Source organism: Streptococcus bovismuti (assembly GCF_042436615.2).
In the GTDB taxonomy this organism is placed as follows: Bacteria; Bacillota; Bacilli; order Lactobacillales; family Streptococcaceae; genus Streptococcus.
The window spans coordinates 44200-70624 of sequence record NZ_JBHMFR020000007.1 but is presented as its reverse complement, the minus strand read 5'-3'; the positions used below and the strand labels follow the sequence as shown (position 1 = coordinate 70624).

Annotated in this window: 33 protein-coding genes and 1 pseudogene; 30 read left to right on the top strand and 4 right to left on the bottom strand. The window is 40.2% G+C overall.

What is annotated here, in order from left to right:
* Positions 1-154 precede the first annotated feature (154 nt).
* Together pepA and ACERDH_RS07920 are read left to right on the top strand one after the other, a co-directional pair.
* On the top strand, positions 155-1219 hold the full coding sequence (gene pepA, locus ACERDH_RS07925) for a glutamyl aminopeptidase (RefSeq protein WP_386685857.1): 1065 nt from the start codon (positions 155-157) through the stop codon (positions 1217-1219).
* Between the two features lie 21 nt (positions 1220-1240).
* Complete coding sequence (locus ACERDH_RS07920) at positions 1241-1537, top strand: bacteriocin immunity family protein (protein ID WP_386685854.1); 297 nt, start codon at positions 1241-1243, stop codon at positions 1535-1537.
* A 96-nt stretch (positions 1538-1633) separates the two neighbouring features.
* On the opposite strand, the gene ACERDH_RS07915 is transcribed toward ACERDH_RS07920, so the two are convergent.
* The gene (locus tag ACERDH_RS07915; protein ID WP_261063529.1) at positions 1634-3265 is read right to left on the bottom strand and encodes a Na/Pi cotransporter family protein; all 1632 of its coding nucleotides are present in this window, start codon (positions 3263-3265) and stop codon (positions 1634-1636) included.
* 239 nt (positions 3266-3504) lie between these two features.
* On the opposite strand from ACERDH_RS07915, the gene ACERDH_RS07910 reads away from it, so the two are divergent.
* The 12 genes from ACERDH_RS07910 to dnaJ all read left to right on the top strand — a co-directional run bounded on the left by ACERDH_RS07910 (position 3505) and on the right by dnaJ (position 14975).
* Positions 3505-4701: a phosphoglycerate kinase gene (locus tag ACERDH_RS07910; protein WP_001096743.1), complete on the top strand. Its 1197-nt coding sequence runs from the start codon at positions 3505-3507 to the stop codon at positions 4699-4701.
* Between the two features lie 323 nt (positions 4702-5024).
* On the top strand, positions 5025-5552 hold the full coding sequence (locus ACERDH_RS07905; protein WP_218493988.1) for an FUSC family protein: 528 nt from the start codon (positions 5025-5027) through the stop codon (positions 5550-5552).
* Positions 5553-5628: 76 nt separating this feature from the next.
* Positions 5629-5985: a transcriptional repressor GlnR gene (gene glnR / locus ACERDH_RS07900; protein ID WP_000659548.1), complete on the top strand. Its 357-nt coding sequence runs from the start codon at positions 5629-5631 to the stop codon at positions 5983-5985.
* A gap of 36 nt (positions 5986-6021) precedes the next feature.
* Positions 6022-7368: a type I glutamate--ammonia ligase gene (gene glnA, locus ACERDH_RS07895; protein ID WP_001122886.1), complete on the top strand. Its 1347-nt coding sequence runs from the start codon at positions 6022-6024 to the stop codon at positions 7366-7368.
* Between the two features lie 113 nt (positions 7369-7481).
* Positions 7482-7802, top strand: coding sequence for a PadR family transcriptional regulator (locus ACERDH_RS07890; protein WP_386685822.1), 321 nt, complete (start codon positions 7482-7484; stop codon positions 7800-7802).
* Complete coding sequence (locus ACERDH_RS07885; RefSeq protein ID WP_237447225.1) at positions 7802-8389, top strand: DUF2812 domain-containing protein; 588 nt, start codon at positions 7802-7804, stop codon at positions 8387-8389. Before ACERDH_RS07890 ends, ACERDH_RS07885 begins: the two co-directional genes overlap by 1 nt.
* 34 nt (positions 8390-8423) lie before the next feature.
* On the top strand, positions 8424-8933 hold the full coding sequence (locus ACERDH_RS07880) for a DUF2812 domain-containing protein (protein WP_386685819.1): 510 nt from the start codon (positions 8424-8426) through the stop codon (positions 8931-8933).
* A gap of 164 nt (positions 8934-9097) precedes the next feature.
* On the top strand, positions 9098-10132 hold the full coding sequence (gene hrcA / locus ACERDH_RS07875; protein WP_386685816.1) for a heat-inducible transcriptional repressor HrcA: 1035 nt from the start codon (positions 9098-9100) through the stop codon (positions 10130-10132).
* A 26-nt stretch (positions 10133-10158) separates the two neighbouring features.
* Positions 10159-10683, top strand: a complete 525-nt coding sequence (grpE, locus tag ACERDH_RS07870) for a nucleotide exchange factor GrpE (protein WP_386685813.1) — start codon at positions 10159-10161, stop codon at positions 10681-10683.
* 252 nt (positions 10684-10935) lie between these two features.
* Entirely contained in the window at positions 10936-12759 is a 1824-nt protein-coding gene (gene dnaK / locus ACERDH_RS07865; RefSeq protein ID WP_000034667.1) for a molecular chaperone DnaK, read from the top strand.
* A gap of 239 nt (positions 12760-12998) precedes the next feature.
* Positions 12999-13631: a DJ-1/PfpI family protein gene (locus ACERDH_RS07860; RefSeq protein WP_261077223.1), complete on the top strand. Its 633-nt coding sequence runs from the start codon at positions 12999-13001 to the stop codon at positions 13629-13631.
* Positions 13632-13838: 207 nt separating this feature from the next.
* Positions 13839-14975, top strand: coding sequence for a molecular chaperone DnaJ (dnaJ, locus tag ACERDH_RS07855; RefSeq protein ID WP_001066308.1), 1137 nt, complete (start codon positions 13839-13841; stop codon positions 14973-14975).
* A gap of 25 nt (positions 14976-15000) precedes the next feature.
* Here the strand turns inward: dnaJ and ACERDH_RS07850 are convergent, their stop codons facing one another.
* Both ACERDH_RS07850 and ACERDH_RS07845 read right to left on the bottom strand, forming a co-directional pair.
* On the bottom strand, positions 15001-15288 hold the full coding sequence (locus ACERDH_RS07850) for a hypothetical protein (RefSeq protein WP_000777755.1): 288 nt from the start codon (positions 15286-15288) through the stop codon (positions 15001-15003).
* Positions 15289-15297: 9 nt separating this feature from the next.
* Entirely contained in the window at positions 15298-15708 is a 411-nt protein-coding gene (locus ACERDH_RS07845) for an HIT family protein (protein ID WP_001278317.1), read from the bottom strand.
* 67 nt (positions 15709-15775) lie between these two features.
* Here ACERDH_RS07845 and ACERDH_RS07840 point away from each other — a divergent pair, with 67 nt between their 5' ends.
* Both ACERDH_RS07840 and ACERDH_RS07835 read left to right on the top strand, forming a co-directional pair.
* Complete coding sequence (locus ACERDH_RS07840) at positions 15776-16507, top strand: ABC transporter ATP-binding protein (RefSeq protein ID WP_386685807.1); 732 nt, start codon at positions 15776-15778, stop codon at positions 16505-16507.
* Complete coding sequence (locus tag ACERDH_RS07835; protein ID WP_386685804.1) at positions 16504-17553, top strand: ABC transporter permease; 1050 nt, start codon at positions 16504-16506, stop codon at positions 17551-17553. Before ACERDH_RS07840 ends, ACERDH_RS07835 begins: the two co-directional genes overlap by 4 nt.
* 62 nt (positions 17554-17615) lie before the next feature.
* Here the strand turns inward: ACERDH_RS07835 and ACERDH_RS07830 are convergent, their stop codons facing one another.
* Entirely contained in the window at positions 17616-17945 is a 330-nt protein-coding gene (locus ACERDH_RS07830; protein WP_386685801.1) for a helicase BlpT, read from the bottom strand.
* Between the two features lie 295 nt (positions 17946-18240).
* Here ACERDH_RS07830 and ACERDH_RS07825 point away from each other — a divergent pair, with 295 nt between their 5' ends.
* The 14 genes and pseudogenes from ACERDH_RS07825 (at position 18241) to trmB (ending at position 26304) form a co-directional block, all read left to right on the top strand.
* Positions 18241-18978, top strand: a complete 738-nt coding sequence (locus tag ACERDH_RS07825) for a response regulator transcription factor (protein WP_386685798.1) — start codon at positions 18241-18243, stop codon at positions 18976-18978.
* 13 nt (positions 18979-18991) lie between these two features.
* Entirely contained in the window at positions 18992-20341 is a 1350-nt protein-coding gene (locus ACERDH_RS07820) for a sensor histidine kinase (protein WP_386685795.1), read from the top strand.
* A 197-nt stretch (positions 20342-20538) separates the two neighbouring features.
* Positions 20539-20766, top strand: a complete 228-nt coding sequence (locus ACERDH_RS07815) for a hypothetical protein (RefSeq protein ID WP_415741917.1) — start codon at positions 20539-20541, stop codon at positions 20764-20766.
* A gap of 290 nt (positions 20767-21056) precedes the next feature.
* The gene (locus ACERDH_RS07810; protein WP_261121228.1) at positions 21057-21176 is read left to right on the top strand and encodes a PncF family bacteriocin immunity protein; all 120 of its coding nucleotides are present in this window, start codon (positions 21057-21059) and stop codon (positions 21174-21176) included.
* 287 nt (positions 21177-21463) lie between these two features.
* A complete protein-coding gene (locus ACERDH_RS07805) occupies positions 21464-21628 on the top strand; it encodes a hypothetical protein (protein ID WP_386685791.1) in 165 nt (54 codons plus the stop codon).
* Entirely contained in the window at positions 21625-22029 is a 405-nt protein-coding gene (locus tag ACERDH_RS07800) for an immunity protein (protein ID WP_386685788.1), read from the top strand. The genes ACERDH_RS07805 and ACERDH_RS07800 overlap by 4 nt, the downstream gene beginning before the upstream one ends.
* A gap of 82 nt (positions 22030-22111) precedes the next feature.
* The gene (locus tag ACERDH_RS07795; RefSeq protein WP_386685785.1) at positions 22112-22495 is read left to right on the top strand and encodes an immunity protein; all 384 of its coding nucleotides are present in this window, start codon (positions 22112-22114) and stop codon (positions 22493-22495) included.
* A 128-nt stretch (positions 22496-22623) separates the two neighbouring features.
* A pseudogene (locus ACERDH_RS07790) lies at positions 22624-22731 on the top strand (ComC/BlpC family peptide pheromone/bacteriocin); the annotation flags it as partial.
* 14 nt (positions 22732-22745) lie between these two features.
* Positions 22746-23066 (top strand): hypothetical protein, encoded by a 321-nt coding sequence (locus tag ACERDH_RS07785; RefSeq protein WP_000645118.1) that lies wholly within the window; start codon positions 22746-22748, stop codon positions 23064-23066.
* 28 nt (positions 23067-23094) lie between these two features.
* Positions 23095-23784, top strand: a complete 690-nt coding sequence (locus ACERDH_RS07780; protein ID WP_386685781.1) for a CPBP family intramembrane glutamic endopeptidase — start codon at positions 23095-23097, stop codon at positions 23782-23784.
* A gap of 40 nt (positions 23785-23824) precedes the next feature.
* Positions 23825-24073, top strand: coding sequence for an immunity protein BlpZ (gene blpZ, locus ACERDH_RS07775; protein WP_386685778.1), 249 nt, complete (start codon positions 23825-23827; stop codon positions 24071-24073).
* Between the two features lie 30 nt (positions 24074-24103).
* The gene (locus ACERDH_RS07770; RefSeq protein ID WP_386685775.1) at positions 24104-24715 is read left to right on the top strand and encodes a CPBP family intramembrane glutamic endopeptidase; all 612 of its coding nucleotides are present in this window, start codon (positions 24104-24106) and stop codon (positions 24713-24715) included.
* A 162-nt stretch (positions 24716-24877) separates the two neighbouring features.
* Complete coding sequence (gene ccrZ, locus ACERDH_RS07765; RefSeq protein WP_000362999.1) at positions 24878-25672, top strand: cell cycle regulator CcrZ; 795 nt, start codon at positions 24878-24880, stop codon at positions 25670-25672.
* On the top strand, positions 25669-26304 hold the full coding sequence (trmB, locus tag ACERDH_RS07760; RefSeq protein ID WP_120719181.1) for a tRNA (guanosine(46)-N7)-methyltransferase TrmB: 636 nt from the start codon (positions 25669-25671) through the stop codon (positions 26302-26304). The genes ccrZ and trmB overlap by 4 nt, the downstream gene beginning before the upstream one ends.
* Positions 26305-26425 lie beyond the last annotated feature (121 nt).

Here is a 26425-nt window from a genome sequence, read left to right as displayed (position 1 = left end):
CTTGGAATGTTTCTTGGATTTTATATCACATGCAAGAAAATACAAGCTTTTTCTAAGATACAGTAAGACTAAGATACTAATTTAGAAATCCACCTTCCCGCTATCCTTCTCCTATAAAAAGTGGTAAAATGGATGAAAGAAAGAAGGAACTGAAATGACAACATTATTTTCAAAAATCAAAGAAGTAACAGAACTTGCTGCGATCTCAGGTCATGAAGCACCTGTCCGCGCTTATCTTCGTGAAAAGTTGACACCGCACGTGGATGAAGTGGTGACAGATGGCTTGGGTGGTATTTTCGGGATTAAACATTCAGAAGCTGCGGATGCACCGCGCGTCTTGGTCGCTTCTCACATGGATGAAGTTGGTTTTATGGTCAGCGAAATCAAGCCAGATGGTACTTTTCGTGTCGTAGAAATCGGTGGTTGGAATCCTATGGTGGTTAGTAGCCAGCGCTTTAAACTCTTTACTCGTGACGGTCGTGAAATTCCTGTGATTTCAGGCTCTGTCCCTCCACATTTGACTCGTGGTAAGGGTGGACCAACCATACCTGCTATTGCAGATATCGTCTTTGATGGTGGTTTTGCGGATAAGGCTGAGGCAGAAAGTTTTGGCATCCGTCCTGGAGATACCATCGTACCAGATAGCTCTGCAATCTTGACAGCCAATGAAAAAAATATCATCTCAAAAGCTTGGGACAACCGCTATGGTGTACTCATGGTTAGTGAATTGGCAGAAGCTCTTTCAGGTCAAAAACTCGGAAATGAACTCTATCTAGGTTCTAACGTCCAAGAAGAGGTTGGTCTCCGTGGTGCTCATACTTCTACAACTAAATTTGACCCAGAAGTTTTCCTAGCAGTTGACTGCTCACCAGCAGGTGATGTCTACGGTGGTCAAGGCAAGATTGGGGATGGAACCTTGATTCGCTTCTATGATCCAGGTCACTTGCTTCTCCCAGGTATGAAGGACTTCCTTTTGACAACAGCTGAGGAAGCTGGTATCAAGTACCAATACTACTGTGGTAAAGGCGGAACAGACGCTGGCGCAGCTCATCTGAAAAATGGTGGTGTTCCATCAACAACTATCGGTGTCTGCGCTCGTTATATCCATTCTCACCAAACCCTCTACGCTATGGATGACTTCCTAGAAGCTCAAGCTTTCTTGCAAGCCTTGGTGAAAAAATTGGATCGTTCAACAGTTGATTTGATTAAAAATTATTAAACCATAAGGGAGGTGGTAGGGATGGTAGAACCAAACCTAGAAAGCCTTATAAAAGATCTTTACAATCATGCTCGACATGATTTGAGTGAAGATTTAGTTGCTGCTCTCCTAGAGACTGCTAAAAAACTGCCTACTACAAATGAGCAATTGTTGGCAATTCGTCTCTCAGGCCTGGTCAATCGTGAATTGCTCCTAAATCCCAAACATCCGGCACCTGAGCTGCTCAACTTGGCTCGCTTTATCAAAAGAGAAGAAGCCAAGTACAGAGGAACTGCGGTTTCTGCGATTATGTATGGGGAACTCTTTAAAATGCTTTGATTCCATTGTGAATCAAAGCATTTTTCTATATGTAAAAAAAGCAATTCTTGATTAGGAAAAGAAAAAGCCATCCTATTTAGGATAGCTTCTTGGATCTTAGATTTGTTCAGCGATGACCTTTTCAGCTAGATTCATAGCGTGGTCTGACACACGAGTGTAGTGGGAAATAATGTCGATAAAGTTGACCCCAGCTTGTGTTGAACACTCACCCTTGTTGAGGCGTTTGATGTGAGTCTTTCTGAGAACACGTTCCATATTGTTGATTTCTTTATGGCGTTCAATCAGACTTTGAGCTTTTTCAATATCATTGTTTTCCACGCTATCAAGGGCATCCTTGATAAAGCCAGTGGTTTTTTGATAGATATCAGCCAATTCCTGCAAAGCAGCTTCAGAGAACTCAACATTTTTCCGTTGAAGGTAGTCAGTCAGATTGATTAGCGCTTCTGCGTGGTCCCCAATCCGTTCCAAATCACGGGATGAATCCAGGATGTTGGTCAGAACTTCACTTTCTTTCTGGCTAAGGGCTTCACTTGAAAGAGTAATAAGGTAACGAGTCAATTTTTCATCAATGGTATTGATAGCTTCTTCTGTCTTGTGTCCTTTTTCAGCAACTTTTTCATTGAGGTCAATGATGTAGTTGTATGAAAGGTCAAAGGCTTTAGAAGCATAATTTCCCAAGTGAAGGAGTTCTTTTTTGGCATTTCCGAGGGCGATTGATGGAGCTTGTTTAATCAAATGTTCATCAAGATAAAGTGGCTCGTACTTCACAATTTCATCTTCACCAGGGATGAGCTTGGTGACAAAGTAGGCCAAGGCTCCGATGAATGGAAATTGTACAATAGTGTTACTTACGTTAAAGGCACCATGAGAGAAGGCGATGGTCATCTCAGGTGAGAGGTGAAGGAGTGCCTGGAAGTACTCAATCATAGACGTAAATGGACCTAATAAGATTAAGCAAAGAATAGTCCCTAAAACGTTAAAGGTAACGTGGGTTGCAGCAACGCGTTTTGCAGAGATATTGGCTCCAGCTGCCGCGATGATAACGGTTAGGGTTGTCCCGATATTATCCCCGAAGAGAACTGGTAGCGAACCTTTAAGGTCAAGGAATCCACCCGCATAGAGACCTTGCAAAATCCCGATTGTCGCAGAAGAAGCTTGGATGAGAACGGTAATCACTGCACCGGCAAAAACTCCTAATACAGGATTTTGTCCCAAGGTTACCATGTATTCCTTGAATTGTGGTAGATCTTTAAGAGGACTCATACCGGCACTGATGAGGTTGAGGGCGTAGAAGATTCCCCCTACACCAAACAGGATGCGCCCGATATTGTTTGCTGTTCTGTTTTTTGTAAAGAATAGGAACATGGTTCCAAGGAAAATCAAGGGTAAAGCATACTCGCCAAGCTTGAAACCAATGATAAAGGAAGTAACGGTGGTTCCGATGTTGGCTCCCATGATAATTCCGATAGCCTGTCTAAGAGTTAGAAGACTAGCGCTGACCAGACCAACCGTGATAACTGTAACCCCTGTACTTGACTGAATCAGGGCAGTCACGACAATTCCGACTAGAACACCTAAAAAGGGGTTGCTAGTGTACTTGTCAATGTAAAAACGAAGGCGATCTCCAGCAGCTTGTTGCAAACCGTCTCCCATGGTCTTGATACTATATAAGAATAGTCCCAGACCACCTAAAAAGTGAAATAAAATTTCCTGCCAATTAATGGACATTTCTTTTTCCTCCGAAAAATAATAACGGAATTTCTCCTATTCTATTTTAAAGGATAAAAGTAAATCTAACAAGTGTTAAGCTAAGATTTTAGAAAGAAAATTCGTTAGAAAAAGTAAAAATAATACACTCTAACATGGCATGAAGATTAAATATCGAAAAATCTTGTGAAATCTTTCCTTATATTTCCAAAGTGTGATATAATAGTTTCGAATAAAATAAATAAAGGGGTTTTTGTAACATGGCAAAACTTACTGTTAAAGACGTTGACTTGAAAGGTAAAAAAGTCCTCGTTCGTGTTGACTTCAATGTACCATTGAAAGATGGCGTAATCACTAACGACAACCGTATCACAGCAGCTCTTCCAACTATTAAGTACATCATCGAACAAGGTGGACGTGCAATTCTTTTCTCTCACCTTGGACGTGTGAAAGAAGAAGCTGATAAAGCTGGGAAATCACTTGCTCCTGTAGCAGCAGACTTGGCAGCAAAACTTGGTCAAGATGTTGTTTTCCCAGGTGTCACTCGTGGTGCTGAATTGGAAGCAGCTATCAACGCTCTTGAAGATGGACAAGTTCTTTTGGTTGAAAACACTCGTTACGAAGATGTTGACGGCAAGAAAGAATCTAAAAACGATCCTGAACTTGGTAAATACTGGGCATCACTTGGAGATGGTATCTTCGTAAACGATGCATTCGGTACAGCTCACCGTGCACACGCATCTAACGTTGGTATCTCAGCAAACGTTGAAAAAGCAGTTGCTGGATTCCTTCTTGAAAACGAGATTGCCTACATCCAAGAAGCAGTTGAAACTCCAGAACGTCCATTCGTGGCTATCCTTGGTGGTTCAAAAGTTTCAGACAAGATCGGTGTTATCGAAAACTTGCTTGAAAAAGCTGATAAAGTCCTTATCGGTGGTGGTATGACTTACACATTCTACAAAGCACAAGGTATCGAAATCGGTAACTCACTTGTAGAAGAAGACAAATTGGATGTCGCTAAAGCTCTTCTTGAAAAAGCAAACGGTAAATTGATCTTGCCAGTTGACTCAAAAGAAGCTAACGCATTTGCTGGTTACACTGAAGTGCGTGACACTGAAGGTGAAGCAGTTTCTGAAGGCTTCCTTGGTCTTGACATCGGTCCAAAATCTATCGCTAAATTTGACGAAGCTTTGACTGGTGCCAAAACAGTTGTATGGAACGGACCTATGGGTGTATTTGAAAACCCAGACTTCCAAGCTGGTACAATCGGTGTGATGGACGCTATCGTGAAACAACCTGGCGTTAAATCAATCATCGGTGGTGGTGACTCAGCTGCCGCAGCGATTAACCTTGGCCGCGCAGACAAATTCTCATGGATTAGTACGGGCGGAGGCGCTTCAATGGAGCTTCTCGAAGGTAAAGTATTGCCAGGCTTGGCTGCACTTACAGAAAAATGATTTCAGCCCGTTAGTCTCTACAAAATCCTGATTTTGTAGAAAAAGGAACAAAACTGAAACGTTAACAAAAAGGTGGCTATGTCACCTTTTTGTGCTAGTGGAGGTATTTGTGACGCGGTGGTGGGGCATCAATGGAACTTCTTGAAGGAAAAGTTCTTCCGGGACTTGCAGCTTTGACAGAAAAATAAGATTTCATAAATGAATCAAAGAAGAGAGGAGTGAAAGTTCCTCTTTTCTTTTGCTTAAAATAAAAACGCTTCCTCTCAACTATTCATCATAAAATCAGCCAATTTATGATAAAATGGAAATAGAAAGTTGAGATTATGAGTTATTTTAAAAAATATAAATTCGATAAATCCCAGTTCAAACTTGGTATGCGAACCTTTAAAACAGGTATTGCTGTTTTTCTAGTTCTCTTGATTTTTGGCTTTTTTGGTTGGAAAGGTCTTCAAATCGGTGCTTTGACAGCCGTTTTTAGCTTGAGGGAGAGTTTTGATAAGAGTGTTCATTTTGGGACTTCGCGTATTCTAGGAAATAGTATCGGTGGCCTCTATGCCTTGGTTTTCTTCCTAATAAATAGTTTTTTCCACGAAGCCTTTTGGGTAACCTTAGTTGTTGTTCCAATCTGCACCATGTTAACCATTATGACAAATGTAGCCATGAATAACAAAGCAGGGGTTATTGGTGGTGTAGCAGCTATGTTAATCATTACCTTATCAATTCCGAGTGGGGAAACGATTTTGTACGTGTTTGCGCGTGTATCAGAAACTTTCATGGGAGTTTTTGTCGCAATTCTCGTAAATTACGATATTGATCGTATTCGGCTCATTTTAGAGAAAAAAGAAAAATAATGTTACATTTTATAACATTATCAATTGACGTTTGTCTTTTTTTAGACTATAATAGACAGAAAGAAGGAAATTGTAAATGAAGGAAAAAGAATTTCGCCGAAATATGGCTGTTTTTCCTATCGGCAGTGTTATGAAGTTGACCGATCTATCGGCGCGTCAGATTCGTTATTATGAAGATCAAGAGTTGATTAAGCCTGATCGAAACGAAGGGAACCGTCGCATGTATTCCTTGAATGACATGGATCGTCTGCTTGAAATCAAAGATTATATCTCTGAAGGTTATAATATCGCTGCTATTAAGAAAAAATATGCTGAACGTGAAGCGAAATCCAAGAAAGCGGTGAGTCAGACTGAGGTGCGTCGTGCACTTCACAATGAACTCCTCCAACAGGGTCGCTTTGCTTCGGTACGATCACCTTTTGGTCGCGGTTAGCCAACCGCAAGTAGTCATACATTAAGGAGAAAACTCATGCCAATCACAGCTGCAGATATTCGTCGTGAAGTCAAGGAAAAAAATGTTACCTTTATCCGTCTCATGTTCTCAGATATTTTAGGAACCATGAAAAACGTCGAAATTCCTGCTACAGATGAACAGTTAGATAAAGTCTTGTCAAATAAGGCTATGTTTGATGGATCTTCTATCGAAGGTTTTGTACGTATCAATGAGTCGGATATGTACTTGTACCCTGACTTGGATACATGGACAGTCTTCCCTTGGGGAGATGAAAATGGAAGTGTTGCAGGTTTGATCTGTGATGTCTATACAACAGAAGGTGAACCATTTGCAGGAGACCCTCGTGGCAATTTGAAACGTGCTCTTCGTCACATGGAAGAAGTGGGATTCAAATCCTTCAACCTTGGACCAGAGCCAGAATTCTTCCTATTTAAGTTGGATGAAAATGGAGATCCAACACTTGAAGTAAATGATAAGGGTGGCTACTTTGATTTGGCGCCTACTGACCTTGCGGACAATACACGTCGTGAGATTGTCAATGTCTTGACCAAAATGGGATTTGAAGTAGAAGCGAGTCACCACGAGGTTGCGGTTGGACAACACGAGATTGACTTCAAGTACGATGAAGTTCTCCGTGCTTGTGATAAGATTCAAATCTTTAAACTTGTTGTTAAAACCATTGCTCGCAAACATGGGCTTTACGCAACCTTTATGGCAAAACCAAAATTTGGTATTGCTGGATCAGGTATGCACTGTAATATGTCCTTGTTTGATGCAGAAGGAAACAATGCCTTCTTTGATCCAAATGATCCAAAAGGAATGCAGTTGTCAGAAACTGCCTACCATTTCCTTGGCGGTTTGATTAAGCATGCCTACAACTATACTGCCATTATGAACCCAACAGTTAACTCATACAAACGTTTGGTTCCAGGTTATGAAGCGCCGGTTTACATTGCTTGGGCTGGTCGTAACCGTTCGCCACTTGTGCGCGTGCCTGCTTCACGTGGTATGGGAACTCGTCTTGAGTTGCGTTCAGTGGATCCAATGGCTAATCCGTACATCGCTATGGCAGTTCTTTTGGAAGTTGGTTTGCATGGTATTGAAAATAAAATCGAAGCACCAGCTCCTATCGAAGAAAATATCTACATCATGACAGCAGAAGAGCGCAAGGAAGCTGGTATTACAGACCTTCCATCAACCCTTCACAACGCTTTGAAAGCTTTGACAGAAGATGAAGTTGTCAGAGCGGCTCTTGGAGAACATATCTATACTAGTTTCCTTGAAGCCAAACGAATCGAATGGGCAAGTTATGCAACCTTCGTTTCACAATGGGAAATTGATAACTATTTAGATCTTTACTAATATAGAAGAAAGATTGCCTGAGGGTGGTCTTTTTTCTTGTGTTTTATATCGAGATGTGATATATTTTATATAACGAGGTGCGATATATCGAACTGGATAGGAGGTGGCTATAAATGGAATTAACGGATAAGATTCGTCGAGTTTATCTTCCGATGACGGAAACGGGTTTTTATATCTTGTTCTGTCTGCAAAAGGAAGGTCATGGTTATAGTATTACGCAAAAGGTCAAGGAGATGACAGATTCGCAAGTTTCGATTAGTCCTGGAACTATGTATGGAACCTTGTCAAAGATGGAAAAGGATGGTTTGATTTCCTTTGTCCGAGAAGAGGAAAAACGGAAAATTTATCAGATTACAGACTTGGGACGCAAAGTCTTAGATATTGAATTGAAACGTATTGAACGACTCTACAGAAATAGTCTGGAGGAAGGATGATGGAAAAGAAAATTGTTAATCGAATTTTTACCATTGCGGATTATGATAGAGAAGCTTTATATCTTAGAAAAATGCATGCTGAGGGCTGGAAACTTAAGGAAGTAAGCTACTCTAACTTAGTAGTTGCGGTTAAGTATACTTTTGAAAAGTGCCAACCGGAGCAAGTGTCTTATCAGTTGGACCTTTATCCCATGAAAAAATCAGAGAGAGCCTCCTATTTACAACTATTTAAAGACTGTGGCTGGGAGCATATTACAGACTTTAATGGTTTTTCCTACTTTAGAAAGCTTCATTCTGGAATTGAGTCGGATGCCGAGTTTGAAATTTATAATGATGCGTCTGGGAAGTTAGCTGTGGTTAAACGGATTTTAATAATTCGGATGATTCCTATTTTGCTTATCTTTTTGCTTATCTTTTCGGCTCTACTACCGGTTTTCTCAAAGTTTGTCAGTGGAGATAGTTCTTTCAGTTGGGACATGTTTTTGATTGTCTTAATAGATTTTGTTTTATTGATAATTAATGCGATTCAGATTTCTTATGTTTTGTGGAGATTGAGTCAAAAGTGGAAAGAATTATCTAATAAATAACATCAGGCATGTTTTCTAATTTTGGGGTAATACAATGGTTAGCAGAGTAGAATTTCGAATTTTCACTATTCTTAATTTGGACAAGGAAGAAGAATATTTACATGAGATGCATTTGAAAGGTTGGAAATATGGTAGGAATTGTTTTGGTTTTTTCTATTTTGACCAATGTCAACCGGAAGATGTCATCTACCGTATCTATGATTCTAGATTTCTTAAAAAGTATAAGCATGAACTGCAAGATTTTAGAGATAGAGGTTGGGAATTGATAGAAACAGTTTTTTGTTCAATTCTTCGTAAATCGTCTTCTGATTTACTTCCAGAGGATCAAGTCTATATGAGTAAGGGGCTCAGATGGGCAGTTATACAATATAGACTTCGTTTATGTGCAACTACTTTCTTAGGTGGTCTTGTTGTTTGCATGAGTTTGTTTAGAGAAGATCTTTCTATATCTTTCTTCATTATTTTTGTTTTGTATGCTTTACTGATTTCTTATCTAATCTATGGTTATTTCAGATTAAAAAGGAAATATCAAGTAGGTGGATAGTAAAGTTTCTAGGTCTTTAGACTGATTTTTAGCACTCTTGGCAAAAGAGTGCTAATTTTTTGAGTTTTTGTCTTGACATTCTCTTTTAAGGGTGTATAATAGAATCATAAGTTAGCACTTGGGTGTATCGAGTGCTAATTGATCAGACAGAGAGGAGTGATGAGATGGTTACAGAGCGTCAGCAGGATATTCTGAATCTGATTATTGACATCTTTACCAAAACGCACGAACCTGTCGGATCCAAAGCCTTGCAAGAGTCTATTAACTCTAGCAGTGCAACCATTCGTAATGATATGGCGGCTTTAGAAAAGCAAGGTTTGCTTGAGAAGGCCCATACTTCAAGTGGTCGGATGCCAAGTGTTGCTGGTTTTCAGTACTATGTGAAACACTCACTGGATTTTGACCGATTGGCTGAAAATGAGGTTTATGAGATTGTCAAAGCCTTTGATCAGGAATTCTTCAAATTGGAGGATATTCTGCAAGAGGCTGCTAATCTGCTAACAGACCTGAGTGGCTGTACGGTAGTAGCACTGGATGTTGAGCCGAGCAGGCAACGTTTGACAGCCTTTGATATCGTTGTTTTGGGGCAACATACAGCCTTGGCAGTATTCACCCTAGACGAGTCGCGAACGGTTACTAGTCAGTTTCTGATTCCAAGGAACTTCTTGCAGGAGGATTTGCTGAAGCTGAAGAGCATCATTCAGGAACGTTTCCTCGGCCACACCGTTCTAGATATTCACTACAAGATTCGGACGGAGATTCCGCAGATTATCCAGCGTTACTTTACAACAACGGACAATGTTATCGATCTCTTTGAACATATCTTTAAGGAAATGTTCAACGAAAACATTGTGGTGGCGGGCAAAGTCAATCTCTTGAATTTTGCTACTCTAGCAGCCTATCAGTTCTTTGACCAACCGCAAAAGGTGGCTCTGGAGATTCGTGAGGGTCTGCGTGAAGATCAGATGCAAAACGTTCGTGTTGCAGACAGTCAAGAGTCCTGTCTAGCCGACCTAGCGGTGATTAGTAGCAAGTTCCTCATTCCTTATCGGGGAGTTGGAATTCTAGCCATTATCGGTCCAGTTAATCTGGATTATCAGCAATTAATCAACCAAGTCAATGTAGTCAATCGTGTTTTGACCATGAAGTTGACAGATTTTTACCGCTACCTCAGCAGTAATCATTACGAAGTACATTAAGATTGAAATCATTAAAGGAGGCGAAAATGGCCCAAGATATAAAAAATGAAGAAGTAGAAGAAGTTCAAGAAGAGGAAGTTGTGGAAACGGTAGAAGAAACAACTCCTGAGAAGTCTGAATTGGACTTGGCAAATGAACGTGCAGATGAGTTCGAAAATAAATATCTTCGCGCTCATGCAGAAATGCAAAATATCCAACGCCGTGCCAATGAAGAGCGTCAAAATTTGCAACGTTATCGTAGCCAGGACTTGGCAAAAGCGATTCTCCCTTCTTTGGACAACCTTGAGCGTGCACTCGCAGTTGAAGGTTTGACAGATGATGTGAAGAAGGGCTTGGAAATGGTGCAAGAAAGCTTGATTCACGCTTTGAAAGAAGAAGGAATCGAAGGAATCGCAGCTGACGGTGAATTTGACCATAACTATCATATGGCCATCCAAACTCTTCCAGCAGACGATGAACACCCAGCAGATACCATCGCTCAAGTTTTCCAAAAAGGCTACAAACTCCATGACCGCATCCTACGCCCAGCTATGGTAGTGGTGTACAACTAGGCTAGAGAACTTAAAAAACTTGTCCGAAACGACAATAAACTATGAAGAAAGATAAAATATATTTGGCTTTGCAATAGTGAGCGAAGCGAACCAAAGACGATACTCTTCGCCGTGGCGCTATTTGCGCAAACTTTTAGACCTTAGGCTCAAAGTTTAGTCAAAGAGATTGACGAAGTCAAGCTCTGACGGCGCCGCCACTTAAGAAGAGTATCAAAAAGAAAAATAGAATATAAAATTTAAGGAGAAAAACACATGTCTAAAATTATCGGTATTGACTTAGGTACAACAAACTCAGCAGTTGCAGTTCTTGAAGGAACTGAAAGCAAAATCATCGCAAACCCAGAAGGAAACCGTACAACTCCATCTGTAGTCTCATTCAAAAACGGTGAAATCATCGTTGGTGATGCTGCAAAACGTCAAGCAGTTACAAATCCAGATACAGTTATCTCTATCAAATCTAAAATGGGAACTTCTGAAAAAGTTTCTGCTAACGGAAAAGAATACACTCCACAAGAAATCTCAGCTATGATTCTTCAATACTTGAAAGGTTATGCTGAAGACTACCTTGGTGAAAAAGTAACCAAAGCAGTTATCACAGTTCCTGCTTACTTCAACGACGCTCAACGTCAAGCCACAAAAGACGCTGGTAAAATCGCTGGTCTTGAAGTAGAACGTATCGTCAACGAACCAACTGCAGCAGCTCTTGCTTATGGTTTGGACAAGACTGACAAAGAAGAAAAAATCTTGGTATTTGACCTTGGTGGTGGTACATTCGACGTCTCTATCCTTGAATTGGGTGACGGTGTCTTCGACGTATTGTCAACTGCAGGGGACAACAAACTCGGTGGTGATGACTTTGACCAAAAAATTATCGACCACTTGGTAGCAGAATTCAAGAAAGAAAACGGTATTGACTTGTCTACTGACAAGATGGCAATGCAACGTTTGAAAGATGCAGCTGAAAAAGCGAAGAAAGACCTTTCTGGTGTAACTTCAACACAAATCAGCTTGCCATTTATCACTGCAGGTGAAGCTGGACCTCTTCACTTGGAAATGACTTTGACTCGTGCCAAATTTGACGATTTAACTCGTGACCTTGTAGAACGTACAAAAGTTCCAGTTCGTCAAGCCCTTTCTGATGCAGGTTTGAGCTTGTCAGAAATTGACGAAGTTATCCTTGTTGGTGGTTCAACTCGTATCCCAGCCGTTGTAGAAGCTGTTAAGGCTGAAACTGGTAAAGAACCAAACAAATCAGTAAACCCTGACGAAGTAGTTGCTATGGGTGCTGCTATTCAAGGTGGTGTGATTACTGGTGATGTCAAAGACGTTGTCCTTCTTGATGTAACACCATTGTCACTTGGTATCGAAACAATGGGTGGTGTCTTCACAAAACTCATCGACCGTAACACAACTATTCCAACATCTAAATCACAAGTCTTCTCAACAGCAGCAGACAACCAACCAGCCGTTGATATCCACGTTCTTCAAGGTGAACGCCCAATGGCAGCAGATAACAAGACTCTTGGACGTTTCCAATTGACAGATATCCCAGCTGCACCTCGTGGAATTCCTCAAATCGAAGTAACATTTGACATTGACAAGAACGGTATCGTGTCTGTTAAAGCTAAAGACCTTGGAACTCAAAAAGAACAAACAATTGTTATCCAATCTAACTCAGGTTTGACTGACGAAGAAATTGACCGCATGATGAAAGATGCAGAAGCTAACGCTGAAGCAGATAAGAAACGTAAAGAAGAAGTTGACCTTCGTAACGAAGTAGACCAAGCTATCTTTGCGACTGAAAAGACAATCAAGGAAACTGAAGGCAAAGGCTTCGATGCAGAACGTGATGCTGCCCAAGCTGCTCTCGATGACCTTAAGAAAGCTCAAGAAGATAACAACTTGGACGAAATGAAAGCAAAACTTGAAGCGTTGAACGAAAAAGCTCAAGGACTTGCTGTTAAACTTTACGAACAAGCTGCAGCAGCGCAACAAGCTCAAGCAGGAGCAGAAGGCGCACAAGCAACAGGAAACGCAGGCGATGACGTCGTAGACGGAGAGTTTACTGAGAAATAAAATAGTCCAGTGGACTATTTTATCCCGAGCTTGAAAATCAGGAGAGCGAGGTAGGTAAGAATGACTAATCACTAAAGTGATTGTCATTCTACGGCAATCGCTATGGCGACTTGCCTAAACGCCTTACTAGTTCTAAAACAAAGTATAATCGACTTTGTTTTAGAACGTTGTAATGATAGGAAGAAATCCAGAGGTTGCAACCCAGCCTCTGTTTTTCGGTAAAATAGAGGATGTTGCGTATGAAAAAAGTACTTTGTGTCATTTATCCTAATTTTTCTCTTTATGAGATAACCACTTTAACAAGTACTTTAGCTCTGTCTTTTTATATCACGATTGATTATGTAGCTTCTGAGAATTCGATGGTGGTCTCTGAGGATGGTTTGTCCTGTCAACCGACGAAAACATTGGATCAGATCCGTATAGAAGATTATTCTTGTGTGATTTTGCCAGGAATGGTAAATATAGGTCCTACTCTACAAGATGAGAAATTGATCTCGTTTTTGAGAAGTCTTAATGAGCAAGATATCCTAATTGCAGCCATTTCTTCAGCGCCCCTTTTATTGGCGAAAGCAGGCTTGTTGAACGACACGAAATTTACAGGTGGAATTTGGCAAAACTTCTTTGACTATTTTGAATTTCTTCCACGTGAAAATTTCCAACCGAAAGTTCTTGTCCAAGATAAACAAATCATTACGGCTATCGGTTTTGCACATCAAGAGTTTGCAAGAAAAGTGATTTTCGGTTTAGGGTTGGCAGAGAATACGGACAACTATTTTAAAGAACAGAACGAGTATGCTGAAGAGGATTTGATATTTACTCTATCAGATGAAGAGTTTAATCAAGTGAAGCAGAGTATAGAAAACAGCCTCTAAAGATTTACATGAAAATTATAGAAAGGAATTGAACCCGACCTAAATCGAGGTTTGATTCACAACATCAATAGAAAGGAATAAGGGTGTTCGTAACTGAACACGGGCTACGGACTGTGCCAAAAAGATAGTTTTTTCTAGGACGCAAGCGTCCGTCGTCAAAACTCCTATTTTGGCTGTGTCCGTTTGACGCCCTTTGTATCTTGAATTATGAACAATACTGAATTTTATGATCGTCTGGGGGTGTCAAAAAACGCTTCGGCAGACGAGATCAAAAAGGCTTATCGTAAGCTTTCGAAAAAATATCACCCAGATATCAACAAGGAGCCTGGTGCTGAGGAAAAGTACAAGGAAGTTCAGGAAGCCTATGAGACTTTGAGTGACGACCAAAAACGTGCTGCCTATGACCAATACGGTGCTGCTGGAGCCAACGGTGGTTTTGGTGGAGCTGGTGGTTTCGGCGGTTTCGATGGGGCAGGAGGCTTCGGTGGCTTTGAAGATATCTTCTCAAGTTTCTTCGGCGGAGGCGGTGCTTCACGCAATCCAAATGCTCCTCGTCAGGGGGATGACCTCCAATACCGTGTGAATTTGACCTTTGAAGAGGCTATTTTTGGAGCTGAAAAAGAGGTTAAGTATAATCGTGAAGCAAGTTGTAGTACATGTAATGGCTCAGGTGCTAAACCAGGAACAAGTCCAGTCACTTGTGGACGCTGTCATGGTGCTGGTGTCATTAACGTCGATACGCAGACTCCGCTTGGTATGATGCGTCGTCAAGTAACCTGTGATGTCTGTCACGGTCGTGGAAAAGAAATCAAAGATCCATGTACAACATGTCACGGAACAGGGCATGAAAAACAAGCCCATAGCGTACATGTCAAAATTCCTGCTGGTGTGGAAACTGGTCAACAAATTCGCCTAGCTGGTCAAGGTGAAGCTGGATTTAACGGTGGACCTTATGGTGACTTGTATGTAGTGGTTTCTGTGGAAGCCAGCGACAAGTTTGAACGTGAAGGAACCACTATCTTCTACAATCTCAACCTCAACTTTGTCCAAGCAGCTCTTGGTGATACAGTTGATATCCCAACTGTTCATGGTGATGTTGAATTGGTTATCCCAGAGGGAACTCAGACTGGTAAGAAATTCCGTCTACGTGGCAAGGGAGCTCCGAGCCTTCGAGGCGGTGCGGTTGGTGACCAATACGTTACTGTCAATGTCGTAACACCGACAGGCTTGAACGACCGCCAAAAAGCAGCGCTTAAAGAATTCGCAGCTGCTGGTGATTTAAAAGTCAATCCAAAGAAAAAGGGCTTCTTTGACCATATTAAAGATGCCTTTGAAGGAGAATAAAGTAAAAAGAGCCATCGGGCTCTTTTTACTTATCTTCAAGTTCCTGTGTTTCTTTTATCACAGCTAGTCTAGTCTGGATATCTTTTTCCAAGACCTTAAACTTGTAAGTCAGGTCTTCTTGATATTCCTTGATGAGTTCTTTTTGCTGGTCGATGATTTGTAGGCTGTTTTGGATAATATCTACATCGTCCTTGATAGCTTGAACGCGGTCAGTGGTATTCAAGACTTCATCTGTGATGGTTTGGCGATTTTTTGTGACCAGATAACTTCCGGCTGCAGCTCCTGCAAATAGCAGTAGGTTGGATAATTTCATGGCAACTCCTTAGGCATTTTTGATGGTTTCAGCGACTTGAGCAAGTTTGTCAAAGTCTGGTTCGTGGGCGATAAAATCAATCTTGAGGTCATCGTCCGCACTGTAGCGAGGCACGAGGTGAACGTGGGTATGAAAGACTGTTTGACCAGCGATTTCTTCACAGTTGGCAATGATATTCATACCAGCAGCCTTGGTAGCTTTCATGACTTTTTGAGCCACTTTTGGCACTTGGGCAAAGAGTTGGCTGGCGCTAGTAGCGTCCATTTCCAAAAGATTGCGATAGTGTTCTTTTGGTACGACCAAGGTATGTCCTGGTGTCACTTGAGAGATATCAAGAAAGGCAAGAACCTGCTCATCTTCATATACTTTTGAAGCAGGAATTTCCCCTGCGATGATTTTACAAAAAATGCAATCTGACATAAAATCTACCTCTACTGTATTGAATTTTGATATAATATAGCTACATTATACCAGATTTGGAGAAAATATGTTAGAAATAAAAAACCTGACAGGTGGCTATGTCCATGTCCCTGTCTTGAAAGATGTGTCCTTTACTGTTGAAAGTGGGCAGCTGGTCGGTCTGATTGGTCTCAATGGTGCTGGGAAATCGACGACTATTAATGAAATTATCGGTCTATTGACACCTTATAGTGGCTCCATCAATATCAATGGACTGACCCTGCAAGAAGATGCGACTAGCTACCGCAAGCAGATTGGCTACATTCCTGAGACACCTAGCCTGTATGAGGAATTGACCCTTAGAGAGCATATCGAAACGGTTGCCATGGCTTATGGTATTGAGCAGAAATTAGCTTTTGAGAGAGTGGAGCCTTTGCTAAAAATGTTCCGTCTGGACCAGAAATTAGACTGGTTTCCTGTTCATTTTTCAAAAGGGATGAAGCAAAAGGTCATGATTATCTGTGCTTTTGTGGTGGATCCAAGTCTCTTTATTGTGGATGAACCTTTCCTTGGTCTTGATCCGTTGGCTATTGCAGACTTGATTCAGCTTTTGGAAGTGGAAAAGCAAAAAGGCAAGTCTATTCTCATGAGTACACACGTGTTGGATTCGGCGGAGAAGATGTGTGATGCCTTTGTCATTCTTCACAAGGGAGAGGTGCGTGCTAAGGGGAATCTCCTGCAACTGCGCGAAGCATTTGATATGCCTGAGGCTAGCTTGAATGATATTTACTTGGCTCTGACCAAAGAGGAGGAGCTATGAAAGACTTGTTTTTAAAGAGAAAGCAGGCTTTTCGTAAGGAGTGTGTCGGTTATCTGCGCTATGTTCTCAATGACCACTTTGTCTTGTTCCTGCTTGTCTTGCTGGGCTTTCTAGCCTACCAGTACAGTCAACTCTTGCAAGATTTTCCTGAAAATCATTGGCCTATCCTTTTGTTTGTAGGTATTGTCTCTGTTTTACTTTTGCTTTGGGGAGGAATTGCCACCTATATGGAGGCTCCAGACAAGCTCTTTCTCTTAGTTGGAGAAGAGGAAATCAAGCTACATCTCAAGCGTCAAACTGGCATTTCCCTAGTCTTTTGGCTCTTTGTCCAGACCCTTTTCTTGCTGTTATTTGCGCCTTTATTTTTAGCAATGGGTTATGGCTTGCCTGTTTTTCTGGTCTATGTGTTTTTATTGGGAGTAGGAAAATATTTCCTCTTTCGTCAAAAGGCCAGCAAATTTTTTACGGAAACTGGACTGGACTGGGACTATGTTATTTCCCAAGAAAGCAAGCGTAAGCAAGTCTTGCTTCGTTTCTTTGCCCTCTTTACGCAGGTCAAGGGGATTTCAAACAGCGTCAAGCGTCGTGCTTATCTGGACTTTATCCTAAAGGCTGTTCAGAAGGTGCCTGGGAAGATTTGGCAAAATCTCTATCTGCGTTCTTATCTGCGAAATGGAGACCTCTTTGCCCTCAGTCTCCGTCTGCTCTTGCTTTCCGTTCTGGCGCAGGTCTTTATCGAGCAAGCTTGGATTGCGACAGCAATGGTGGTATTGTTTAATTACCTCTTGCTCTTCCAGTTACTGGCCCTCTATCATGCCTTTGACTACCAGTATTTAACCCAACTCTTTCCACTGGACAAGGGGCAAAAGGAAAAAGGCTTGCAGGCTGTAGTCCGAGGATTGACCAGTTTTGTTTTACTTGTGGAATTAGTCGTCGGGTTGATTACCTTCCAGGAAAAACTGGCCCTTCTAGCCTTGCTGGGTGCAGGTTTGGTTTTACTAGTCTTGTACTTACCTTATCAGGTAAAACGTCAGATGCAGGATTAATCTTGCCTATATGACACTAAAAAAGAAGTTGAGTTCAGTTTGTCTCAGCTTCTTTTTAGTTGCTACAGGATAATGGTTGGTCCGTAGAGACTCAACTTGGTCTTGACTTGGTCAAAGTGGAAGCGGTCATAGGCCCGCCAAGCGGCGCGAGTAGGAGCATCTGGATTGAGGGCGCTGAGTCTCATGAGAAGACTGGAAGTCTGGTAAAATTTTTCCAGTTCAATCAAGACTCGATTATCCACTGTCTCAGCCTTGGCTAGAAAGGCAAGAATAGAGTTTAATTGCTCCTGAAAGCGGATGTCGTCAGCGGTTGCCTGTTTGCATACTTGGTAAGCTTTGTTTAGGTCAGTAATCAAAGTCTGAGCTCTTTTGATGGGGTCTGTATCTATCATGAAAATTCCTCCTTTAATCTGGTTGCTAGTCTTGATTCTAGCAATTGTATGTTGATACTGTCAGTTTATCACTTTTATCTCCTTTTTTGCCTACAAATCTTTAATTGTTCTTGAAATTTCCTGAATGGTACTGTTAAAATTTTATGATAAAATAGTGGTAAGATTATCATGCTTATTTGAGGAACAAGATACCCTTCAGGAGCGTTAAAGGCCTGTTTAGGATTTGGTGGGCTTGTATCATAGTATTTTTGCTATTCTCTTTTTAGGAAGAAATCGAAACAAGGAGAGTAAGAAGATGAGAATATTTGTTTTAGAAGATGATTTTTCCCAACAGACTAGGATTGAAACGACGATTGAGAAACTCTTGAAAGAACATCATATCACTCCCAGCTCTTTTGCGGTCTTTGGCAAGCCAGACCAACTGCTGGCAGAGGTGCATGAGAAGGGGGCGCATCAACTATTCTTTTTGGATATTGAGATTCGAAATGAGGAGATGAAAGGTCTAGAGGTGGCTAGAAAGATTCGGGATCGGGATCCTTATGCCCTGATTGTCTTTGTGACGACTCACTCGGAGTTTATGCCCCTGTCCTTTCGCTACCAAGTGTCTGCTTTGGACTATATTGATAAGGCTTTGTCAGCAGAGGAGTTTGAATCTCGGATCGAGACAGCCCTCCTCTATGCCAATAGTCAAGATAGTAAGAGTCTGGCGGAAGATTGCTTTTACTTTAAATCAAAATTTGCCCAATTCCAGTATCCTTTTAAAGAGGTTTACTATCTCGAAACGTCGCCCAGAGCCCATCGTGTTATTCTCTATACCAAGACGGACAGGCTGGAATTTACAGCGAGTTTAGAGGAGGTTTTCAATCAGGAGCCTCGTCTCTTGCAGTGCCACCGCTCTTTTCTCATCAATCCTGCCAATGTAGTTCGTTTGGATAAGAAAGAAAAACTCCTTTTCTTTCCCAATGGGGGAAGTTGTCTAATCGCGCGTTATAAGGTCAGGGAAGTGTCTGAGACTATCAATAACTTACACTGAGTTAGGAGAGTTTATGAATATTGCTTGGATATTATTGCACACACTCATTACTAATGGGCTAAAAATTGTTATTTTCTTTAAGGTAGATGGAATTGGGTTCAATTTTGAGAGAATTTTTAAGGCCTTTCTTTTTAAGCTACTTTTGGCAGTTGTTTTTGTAATGATTAGCTATATAGTAGGAAATGATTATCTATCTTATTTTATGGAACCCTTGTACGGCATAGGCTTGTCTTTCTTATTGTTAAGAGGACTTCCTAAAAAACTCCTTTTCTTTTATGGTCTCTTTCCAATGATATTGGTGAATATCTTTTATAGAGGGGTTTCCTATTTTGTGCTTCCATTTTTGGGACAAGAAATTGTAGATAAAGGTAGCAATCCTATCTTTTTATTGATGACGATATTCGTTTGCTTCATAGTTTTAGTCTTTTTGAAATGGTTGGACTATGATTTCACTAACTTGAGAAAGGAGATTCTAGATAAAGGTTTTCAAAAGTCCCTGACTAAGATTAACTGGATAATGGGGGCTTACTATCTAGTCATGCAAAGTCTGTCTTTCTTTGAATATGAACAAGGTATTCAATCAACGACTGTTCGCCATCTCATCCTAGTCTTTTACCTACTCTTTTTTATGGGGGTTATCAAGAAGCTGGATACCTATTTGAAGGACAAACTTCATGAGAGATTGGACCAAGAGCAGGCCTTGCGCTACAGAGATATGGAACGCTATAGTCGGCATATAGAGGAACTTTACAAGGAGGTACGGAGCTTTCGCCATGACTACACCAACCTCTTGACCAGCTTACGTCTGGGTATTGAAGAGGAGGATATGGAGCAGATAAAAGAGGTCTACGACTCCGTCTTAAAGGATTCTAGTGAAAAATTGCAGGACAATAAATATGACCTTGGACGATTGGTGAATATTCGTGATAAAGCCCTCAAAAGTCTTCTAGCAGGGAAATTTCTAAAAGCTAGAGATAAGAAGATTGTCTTTAATGTCGAAGTTCCTGAGGAGATTCAGGTCGAGGGGATGAGTCTACTTGATTTTCTAACCATTGTGTCTATCCTTTGTGACAATGCTATTGAAGCTAGTGCAGAGGCTAGTCAACCTCATGTTTCAATTGCTTTTTTAAAAGATGGAGCACAGGAGACCTTTATCATTGAAAATTCCATCAAAGAAGAGGGGATCGATATTTCTGAAATCTTCTCCTTTGGAGCCAGTTCTAAAGGGGAGGAGAGAGGAGTTGGTCTCTATACCGTCATGAAAATTGTGGAAAGCCATCCCAATACCAGTCTAAATACCACTTGTCAAAATCAAGTCTTTCGTCAGGTTTTAACGATTCACTCGATGTCAGTTGATGATTAGAAGATTTGTTGAAAGAAGTACTGGCTGTAGTCATCAATTAAAATGCCATAGTATATGAGGTACCCTATATGAATAAGAAATCCTTTTTTATTATCTGTTCTACGTTGATCATAGCATCGAATCTTCTCATGATTTCCGTGGTGAACAAGGGAGAAGAAACAGGGAGCAATCTGTTTGTGATTGCTATAGCCTGTGTTATGTTACCATCATTTTTATATGCGGTTGAGAACCGAATGGCTTCTTTAATTCGGACAGAGTCAGTAGCTTTACTCTTATTGACAGTATTGTCTTTAGTCCGTCTTGTAAACAGAATAGAGAGGACGCCTGAAATTCTCAACATTATCATTACCCTCCTGGTTTTGGCAGGTGGGACAGCCTGTATCCTGTTTGCAATCATGAGAATCTATCAGAACAGACGGAAGTGAGGGTGAATCGTTTTCGATTTTAGGTCTTTACGTTGTTAAATTCCCTTAGGGCAAGTATGTTTTTCATGCTTGCTTTTTTTATTTTTAACAATTCAAGATGTTTTGATGACCATTTATGATTTGGATGGAAAATTTTAAAAAATAGTAGTATACTAACCTTATTAAAGTTGCAATAGGACGAAAGTAAAAAGAGGAATTCCTCGTGAATGCAAAAACAATGTTACAATTGGCTATTATGGTTGCTTAAAGGCTTGAGCTTGTATGTAGAGGAGCTGTACTTGGAGGTAATTATGGATTTCAAAAGTTTTCTTATTGGTTTAGTAGTTGGTATATTTGGTCCTTATATGGATGATTTAATTAGAAAAATATTTTCAAAATCTCCCAAAAAGGATACGGATAGTACCCCCTAAAAAATAAATTTCTCCCCTGTATTTGCTAGCTTAATTTACAGGGGAGTTTCTTTAATTTTGTTTAGCATGTCAAAATGATATGTGATAGCAGGATAAAAAATCTACAAATTAAGTTGGTATCAATATGGTGTAAAGGGCAAGTATGTTTTTCATGCTTGCTTTTTTAAATTTTTTACAATTCAAGATGTTTTGATGACCATTTATGATTTGGATGATCCAAGGTCAAAATGAGTGCTATACTAGCAGTGTAAAGGTTCTAGCTCAACAAACATTTAGGAGGAAATTTTATGAAGAAAAAAATACTGATCATTTTCGTTCTGTATCTGATCATGTCTATCCTTCTTTATCCGCTTAGGGAGAGTATTTGGTATCATCTATTTTATACCATAGCCTATATGATTGCGGTTATGATTTATCTTGCTTTAACTAAAAAGAAAGGAGCAAAGAAATGAAAACTTTTCTTGCTAAAAAACGGAACATCTTCCTTACGAGATTGTTCCTAGGTCAGTTGCCCTTGCTTGTCTCTACTTATCTATTTCTATCTCGTCAGTTTTTAAATTTTTCCTTGGTTTTCCAATTTCTTTTAGTGGTTATTAACTTGGCTTCTATTTTGGTCACTGTTTACCTCACTAGAGAAATGAGGATAAGAAAGTTTGAAGATGATGATTTGGTTAGTCCTAGAACCAATCAACTCATGTTCATCGGCTTGACAGGTTTTATGTCTATTATTTGTTTGTATAGAGGTGTCACAGCAGGAGAATTCTATCAACAATTAATTGCCTATATTGGCGCTATTCTCTGCTTGCTTATCATGCTTCTGCTCATTTGGGGCTTGAAGTATTATAAAAAGTAGCTTTCTATCCTTTTCTGACTGGATATTTGAGTAGCAGGCTCTATTAAATTGTTAGTGAAATAAGTGAATGGAGGTATTTAAAATGAAATATAGATTATTTCTTGTTATTTTCTTGAGTAGTATTTTGAATATTCTTTTAGGGACATTTTTACAAATCTCTAATGAATCGATTGGGTGGCTTGTTCTTTACAGTGGCTTGTTTGAAGCAGGAGTTTTTCTTCTTACCAATAAAGGGTTTGCGGTCCAAATCAAGGAGGCAGACATTCAAAACCGTTTTAAATTTATTTTTAGGAAAACGATATGGTTTCAAATTCTTTTGCTTATCTTTGTGATGATTAAACTTTATCTTGGTTTGGATGCGAGGTTGATTTTATTCTATGGACATATTTTCATTGTCTTTAATGCTTTAGTATATCTATTATCTAGTAGTCGGGTTAGTCTTAAAAAGAACAAACTGTCTTCTTAATCTTGCAGTAGTAGAGCCTGGCAAGGGTAGGTCATAGTAGGGAGGAGTTATATGAAAAAACACCCTATTCTTTTCAAAACGAGTGCCATTCTTTCTTATTTATTTTTGTTTTTTGGATTGTTTTGGACAACCCAACTTTGGACCAATTAAATGGTAAGTGGCCTATTATACATCTTTCAAAACCATGTGGTCCTTATGGTATAGGGGGAACTCCCAACTCATGTAATGGTATTTAAAAAGGATTGAAGCTATGAAGGCAAAATATGGGAATCAAATTGTTGATGTTTGGGAAATTGGTCAAGCAACTCCTAAACCAAGTTGGGTAGAGGAAGCTTTTCAAAAAAATTATATGGTTTGGTTGGATAATCATGTGCGCATTCTAATGGCAGGTCTTAACACTTCTCTCGCAACGAATATCAAGTTTGGTCTGGTTGGAACAGTTGGAGGAGGATTTGCTGGTTATGGGATGTATGTTCTTGGTTATCCAGGTGATTATATAGATATCACCAATCATAGAGTTGTTTCTGCTAAAACATTTCACAAAAGTTATCAAATTTTAGAAAATGATTAGATATCATTTAATTGTAATGGAGAAAGCTATGAAAAAACATCCTATTCTTTTCAAAGCGAGTGCAATTCTTTCTTATTTGTTTCTGTTTTTCGGACTGTTTTGGACAACCCGATTTTGGAGCAATTATTGGGAGTTCTCGTCTTGGGTAGGAAATCTTATCTGGATTCGAAACATCATCAGCCTTCTCTTTATCAGCTTGATGGTTTGGATTTTGGTCAGGTCGGGCCATGCTTATCTCTTTCGCATCCCTAGGAAAAAGTGGTTGAGTTATTCGGTTCTGACGGTGTTAGCAGCTGTCGTGCTGATATGCTTTAACTATCTGACAGCTAAACACGTTCAGGGGACCAATGAAGGTTGGAATTTGTTTATTGCCTATAGCGAGACAAATTTTGCGGAGTTTGGTGTTTACCTAACCTTAATCGTACTAGGACCTCTGATGGAAGAATTGGTATGTAGGGGACTGCTTCAACATGCCTTCTTTAAGAATTCGAGGTGGAGGCTGGATCTTCTCTTTCCGTCATTCTTATTTGCCTTGCCCCACTTTTCTAGCTTGCCAAGTTTCGCAGATATTTTTGTCTATACGGCAGTGGGTTGTCTATATGCCTGGCTGACACGTTATACGAAGAGTATCTATCCTTCTTATTCGATTCATATTGTTAATAATATCATCGCAAACTTACCATTTTTGCTCACTTTTCTACATAGGGTCTTGGGGTAAAAAACAAAAGACTTGCTTTTCAGCCATAGAGGAGGTCATCATGTATAAACACTTATTTTTCCTAGATTCAAAAACCTTAGACTGGTTGACACCCTATATTCTAGTCTTGGCTTCTGACACCATTGCCTTTAATGTTTTTGTGCTAACCTTTGTATCTGTTGTGATTTTTTATTTTCTGAATCCCATGCTAGCTTTTATGGCTATATTCATAGGGGCTGGCTATGTGGTCGGATTTTGGTTGCTAAAATGGTTTGTTTTGGAAAGGCTAGATCTAAAGGATGACTTGTAGGGAAGTTTGTTTGTTGAGGAGGCTAGTTTTATGGAGTTTTTTGATAAATTTCATGCCTTTTGTTTTGGATTTTTAGTATTACTAATCGTCATTACAGTTCCTTATACGATTAACCATGGGGATTTTTTTCAAAATGAATCTGAATTGATTATTGTAAGTCTTCTTGTAACCTCGCTGAGTGTTACTTATGCTAGAAAGTTTGAAATGATTTCTTTTGGGATGTTAAGGAAGAAAGACATTTTGCTTTTCATTGAAATCTTTCTTCTAAGTCTGCTTGAGACGCTAGTTTATATTCATTTCTTCGCTGTTTCTTCTGGCGCAGGAGTTCAACACTTGGCGGAAGTCAGCAGAGGAATTTCTCTGTCTTTGATTTTGACTTCCTCAGTTTTTGGTCCCATCCAGGAGGAACTCATTTTCAGAGGACTTCTTCAAGGTGCCGTTTTTGACAATTCTTGGTTAGGGCTTGTGCTAACTTCCTCTCTCTTTTCTTTCATGCATGGACCTTCTAATGTCCCTTCGTTTATTTTTTATCTACTTGGGGGCTTGTTACTGGGCTTTGCTTATAAAAAGAGCCAAAACCTATGGGTTTCTACTCTAGTTCACATGTTTTACAATGCTTGGCCACTCTTATATTATTTATAAAAATTATGAAAAGGTAAGTAGGAGATGGTGCTTGCCTTTTTTCTTTCTATAATGATACCCAAGCCAATCCAGAGGCTTTTCTTTGAGAATCGGATGTGGAGCGGTTGACGAATAGGCCAAAAACTAGTAGAATAGTAAGGAAACTTTATACGGAGGAAAGAAATGGATTTGGGTGATAATGAGCTAACACTGACTCCCATACCTGGGAAAAGTGGCAAGGCTTATATGGGTAGCTATCCTGATGGGAAGCGTATCTTTGTAAAAATGAACACCTCTCCAATCCTACCTGGTCTAGCTAGAGAACAAATTGCTCCACAATTATTATGGAGTCGCCGTTTGGCAGATGGGCGTGATATGTGTGCTCAAGAATGGTTGACAGGCAAGATATTGACCCCCTATGATATGAATCGTAAGCAAATCGTCAATATTTTAACCCGCCTGCATCGCTCACGTCCGTTGATGACACAGTTGAGTCGTTTGGGCTATGCCATGGAAACACCTGTAGATTTGCTACAGTCTTGGCAAGAAACGGCTCCAGATGCTTTGCGTAAAAATCATTTTATCAGTGAAGTGATGGCTGATTTACGTCAGACTATTCCAGGATTTAGAGAGGACCATGCGACCATTGTCCATGGAGATGTACGACATAGTAATTGGATTGAGACAGACAGTGGCTTGATTTATTTGGTAGATTGGGATTCGGTTCGCTTGACCGATCGCATGTTTGATGTGGCCCATATGCTCTGCCATTATATTCCAGAACATCAGTGGAAGGAATGGTTGACCTACTACGGTTACAAGTACAATCAAACGGTATTAAATAAATTGTATTGGTACGGTCAATTGTCTTATTTGAGCCAGATTTCCAAGTATTATATGAACCAAGATTTAGAAAATGTCAATCGGGAGATCCATGGCTTGCGTCACTTCCGAGACAAGTATGGAAAGAGAAGATGAGAGTTAGAAATCGTAAAGGGGCGACAGAATTACTAGAAGCAAATCCCCAGTATGTAGTCCTCAATCCCTTGGAAGCCAAGGGGAAATGGCGGGACTTGTTTGGTAACGACAATCCCATTCATGTGGAAGTTGGAAGTGGAAAGGGTGCCTTTGTTTCAGGTATGGCCAAGCAAAACCCTGGCATCAACTATATCGGGATTGATATTCAAAAGTCTGTTTTGAGCTACGCTTTGGACAAGGTTCTTGAAGTTGGAGTGCCTAATATCAAGCTCTTGTGGGTAGATGGTTCTGACTTGACTGACTACTTTGAAGATGGCGAAATTGATCGCTTGTATCTGAACTTTTCAGATCCATGGCCTAAAAAACGCCATGAAAAGCGTCGTTTGACCTACAAGACCTTCTTGGATACCTTCAAGCGTATCTTACCTGAAAATGGAGAAATTCATTTCAAGACGGATAACCGTGGCTTGTTTGAGTACAGCCTAGTAAGTTTTTCTCAATATGGCATGAAACTAAATGGTGTCTGGCTAGACTTACATGCCAGTGATTTTGAAGGCAATGTCATGACAGAATACGAGCAAAAATTCTCCAACAAGGGGCAAGTTATCTACCGAGTTGAGGCAGAATTTTAAGAAATAGCCTAAAATCAGGCTGTATAAGTGCTTTTGCTTTACATAAGTTGGCAAACGTGCTATACTAAGAGTAAGAATATGAAAAGTGAGGCGGGGAAATATCTTCGCCTCTTGCTTATGA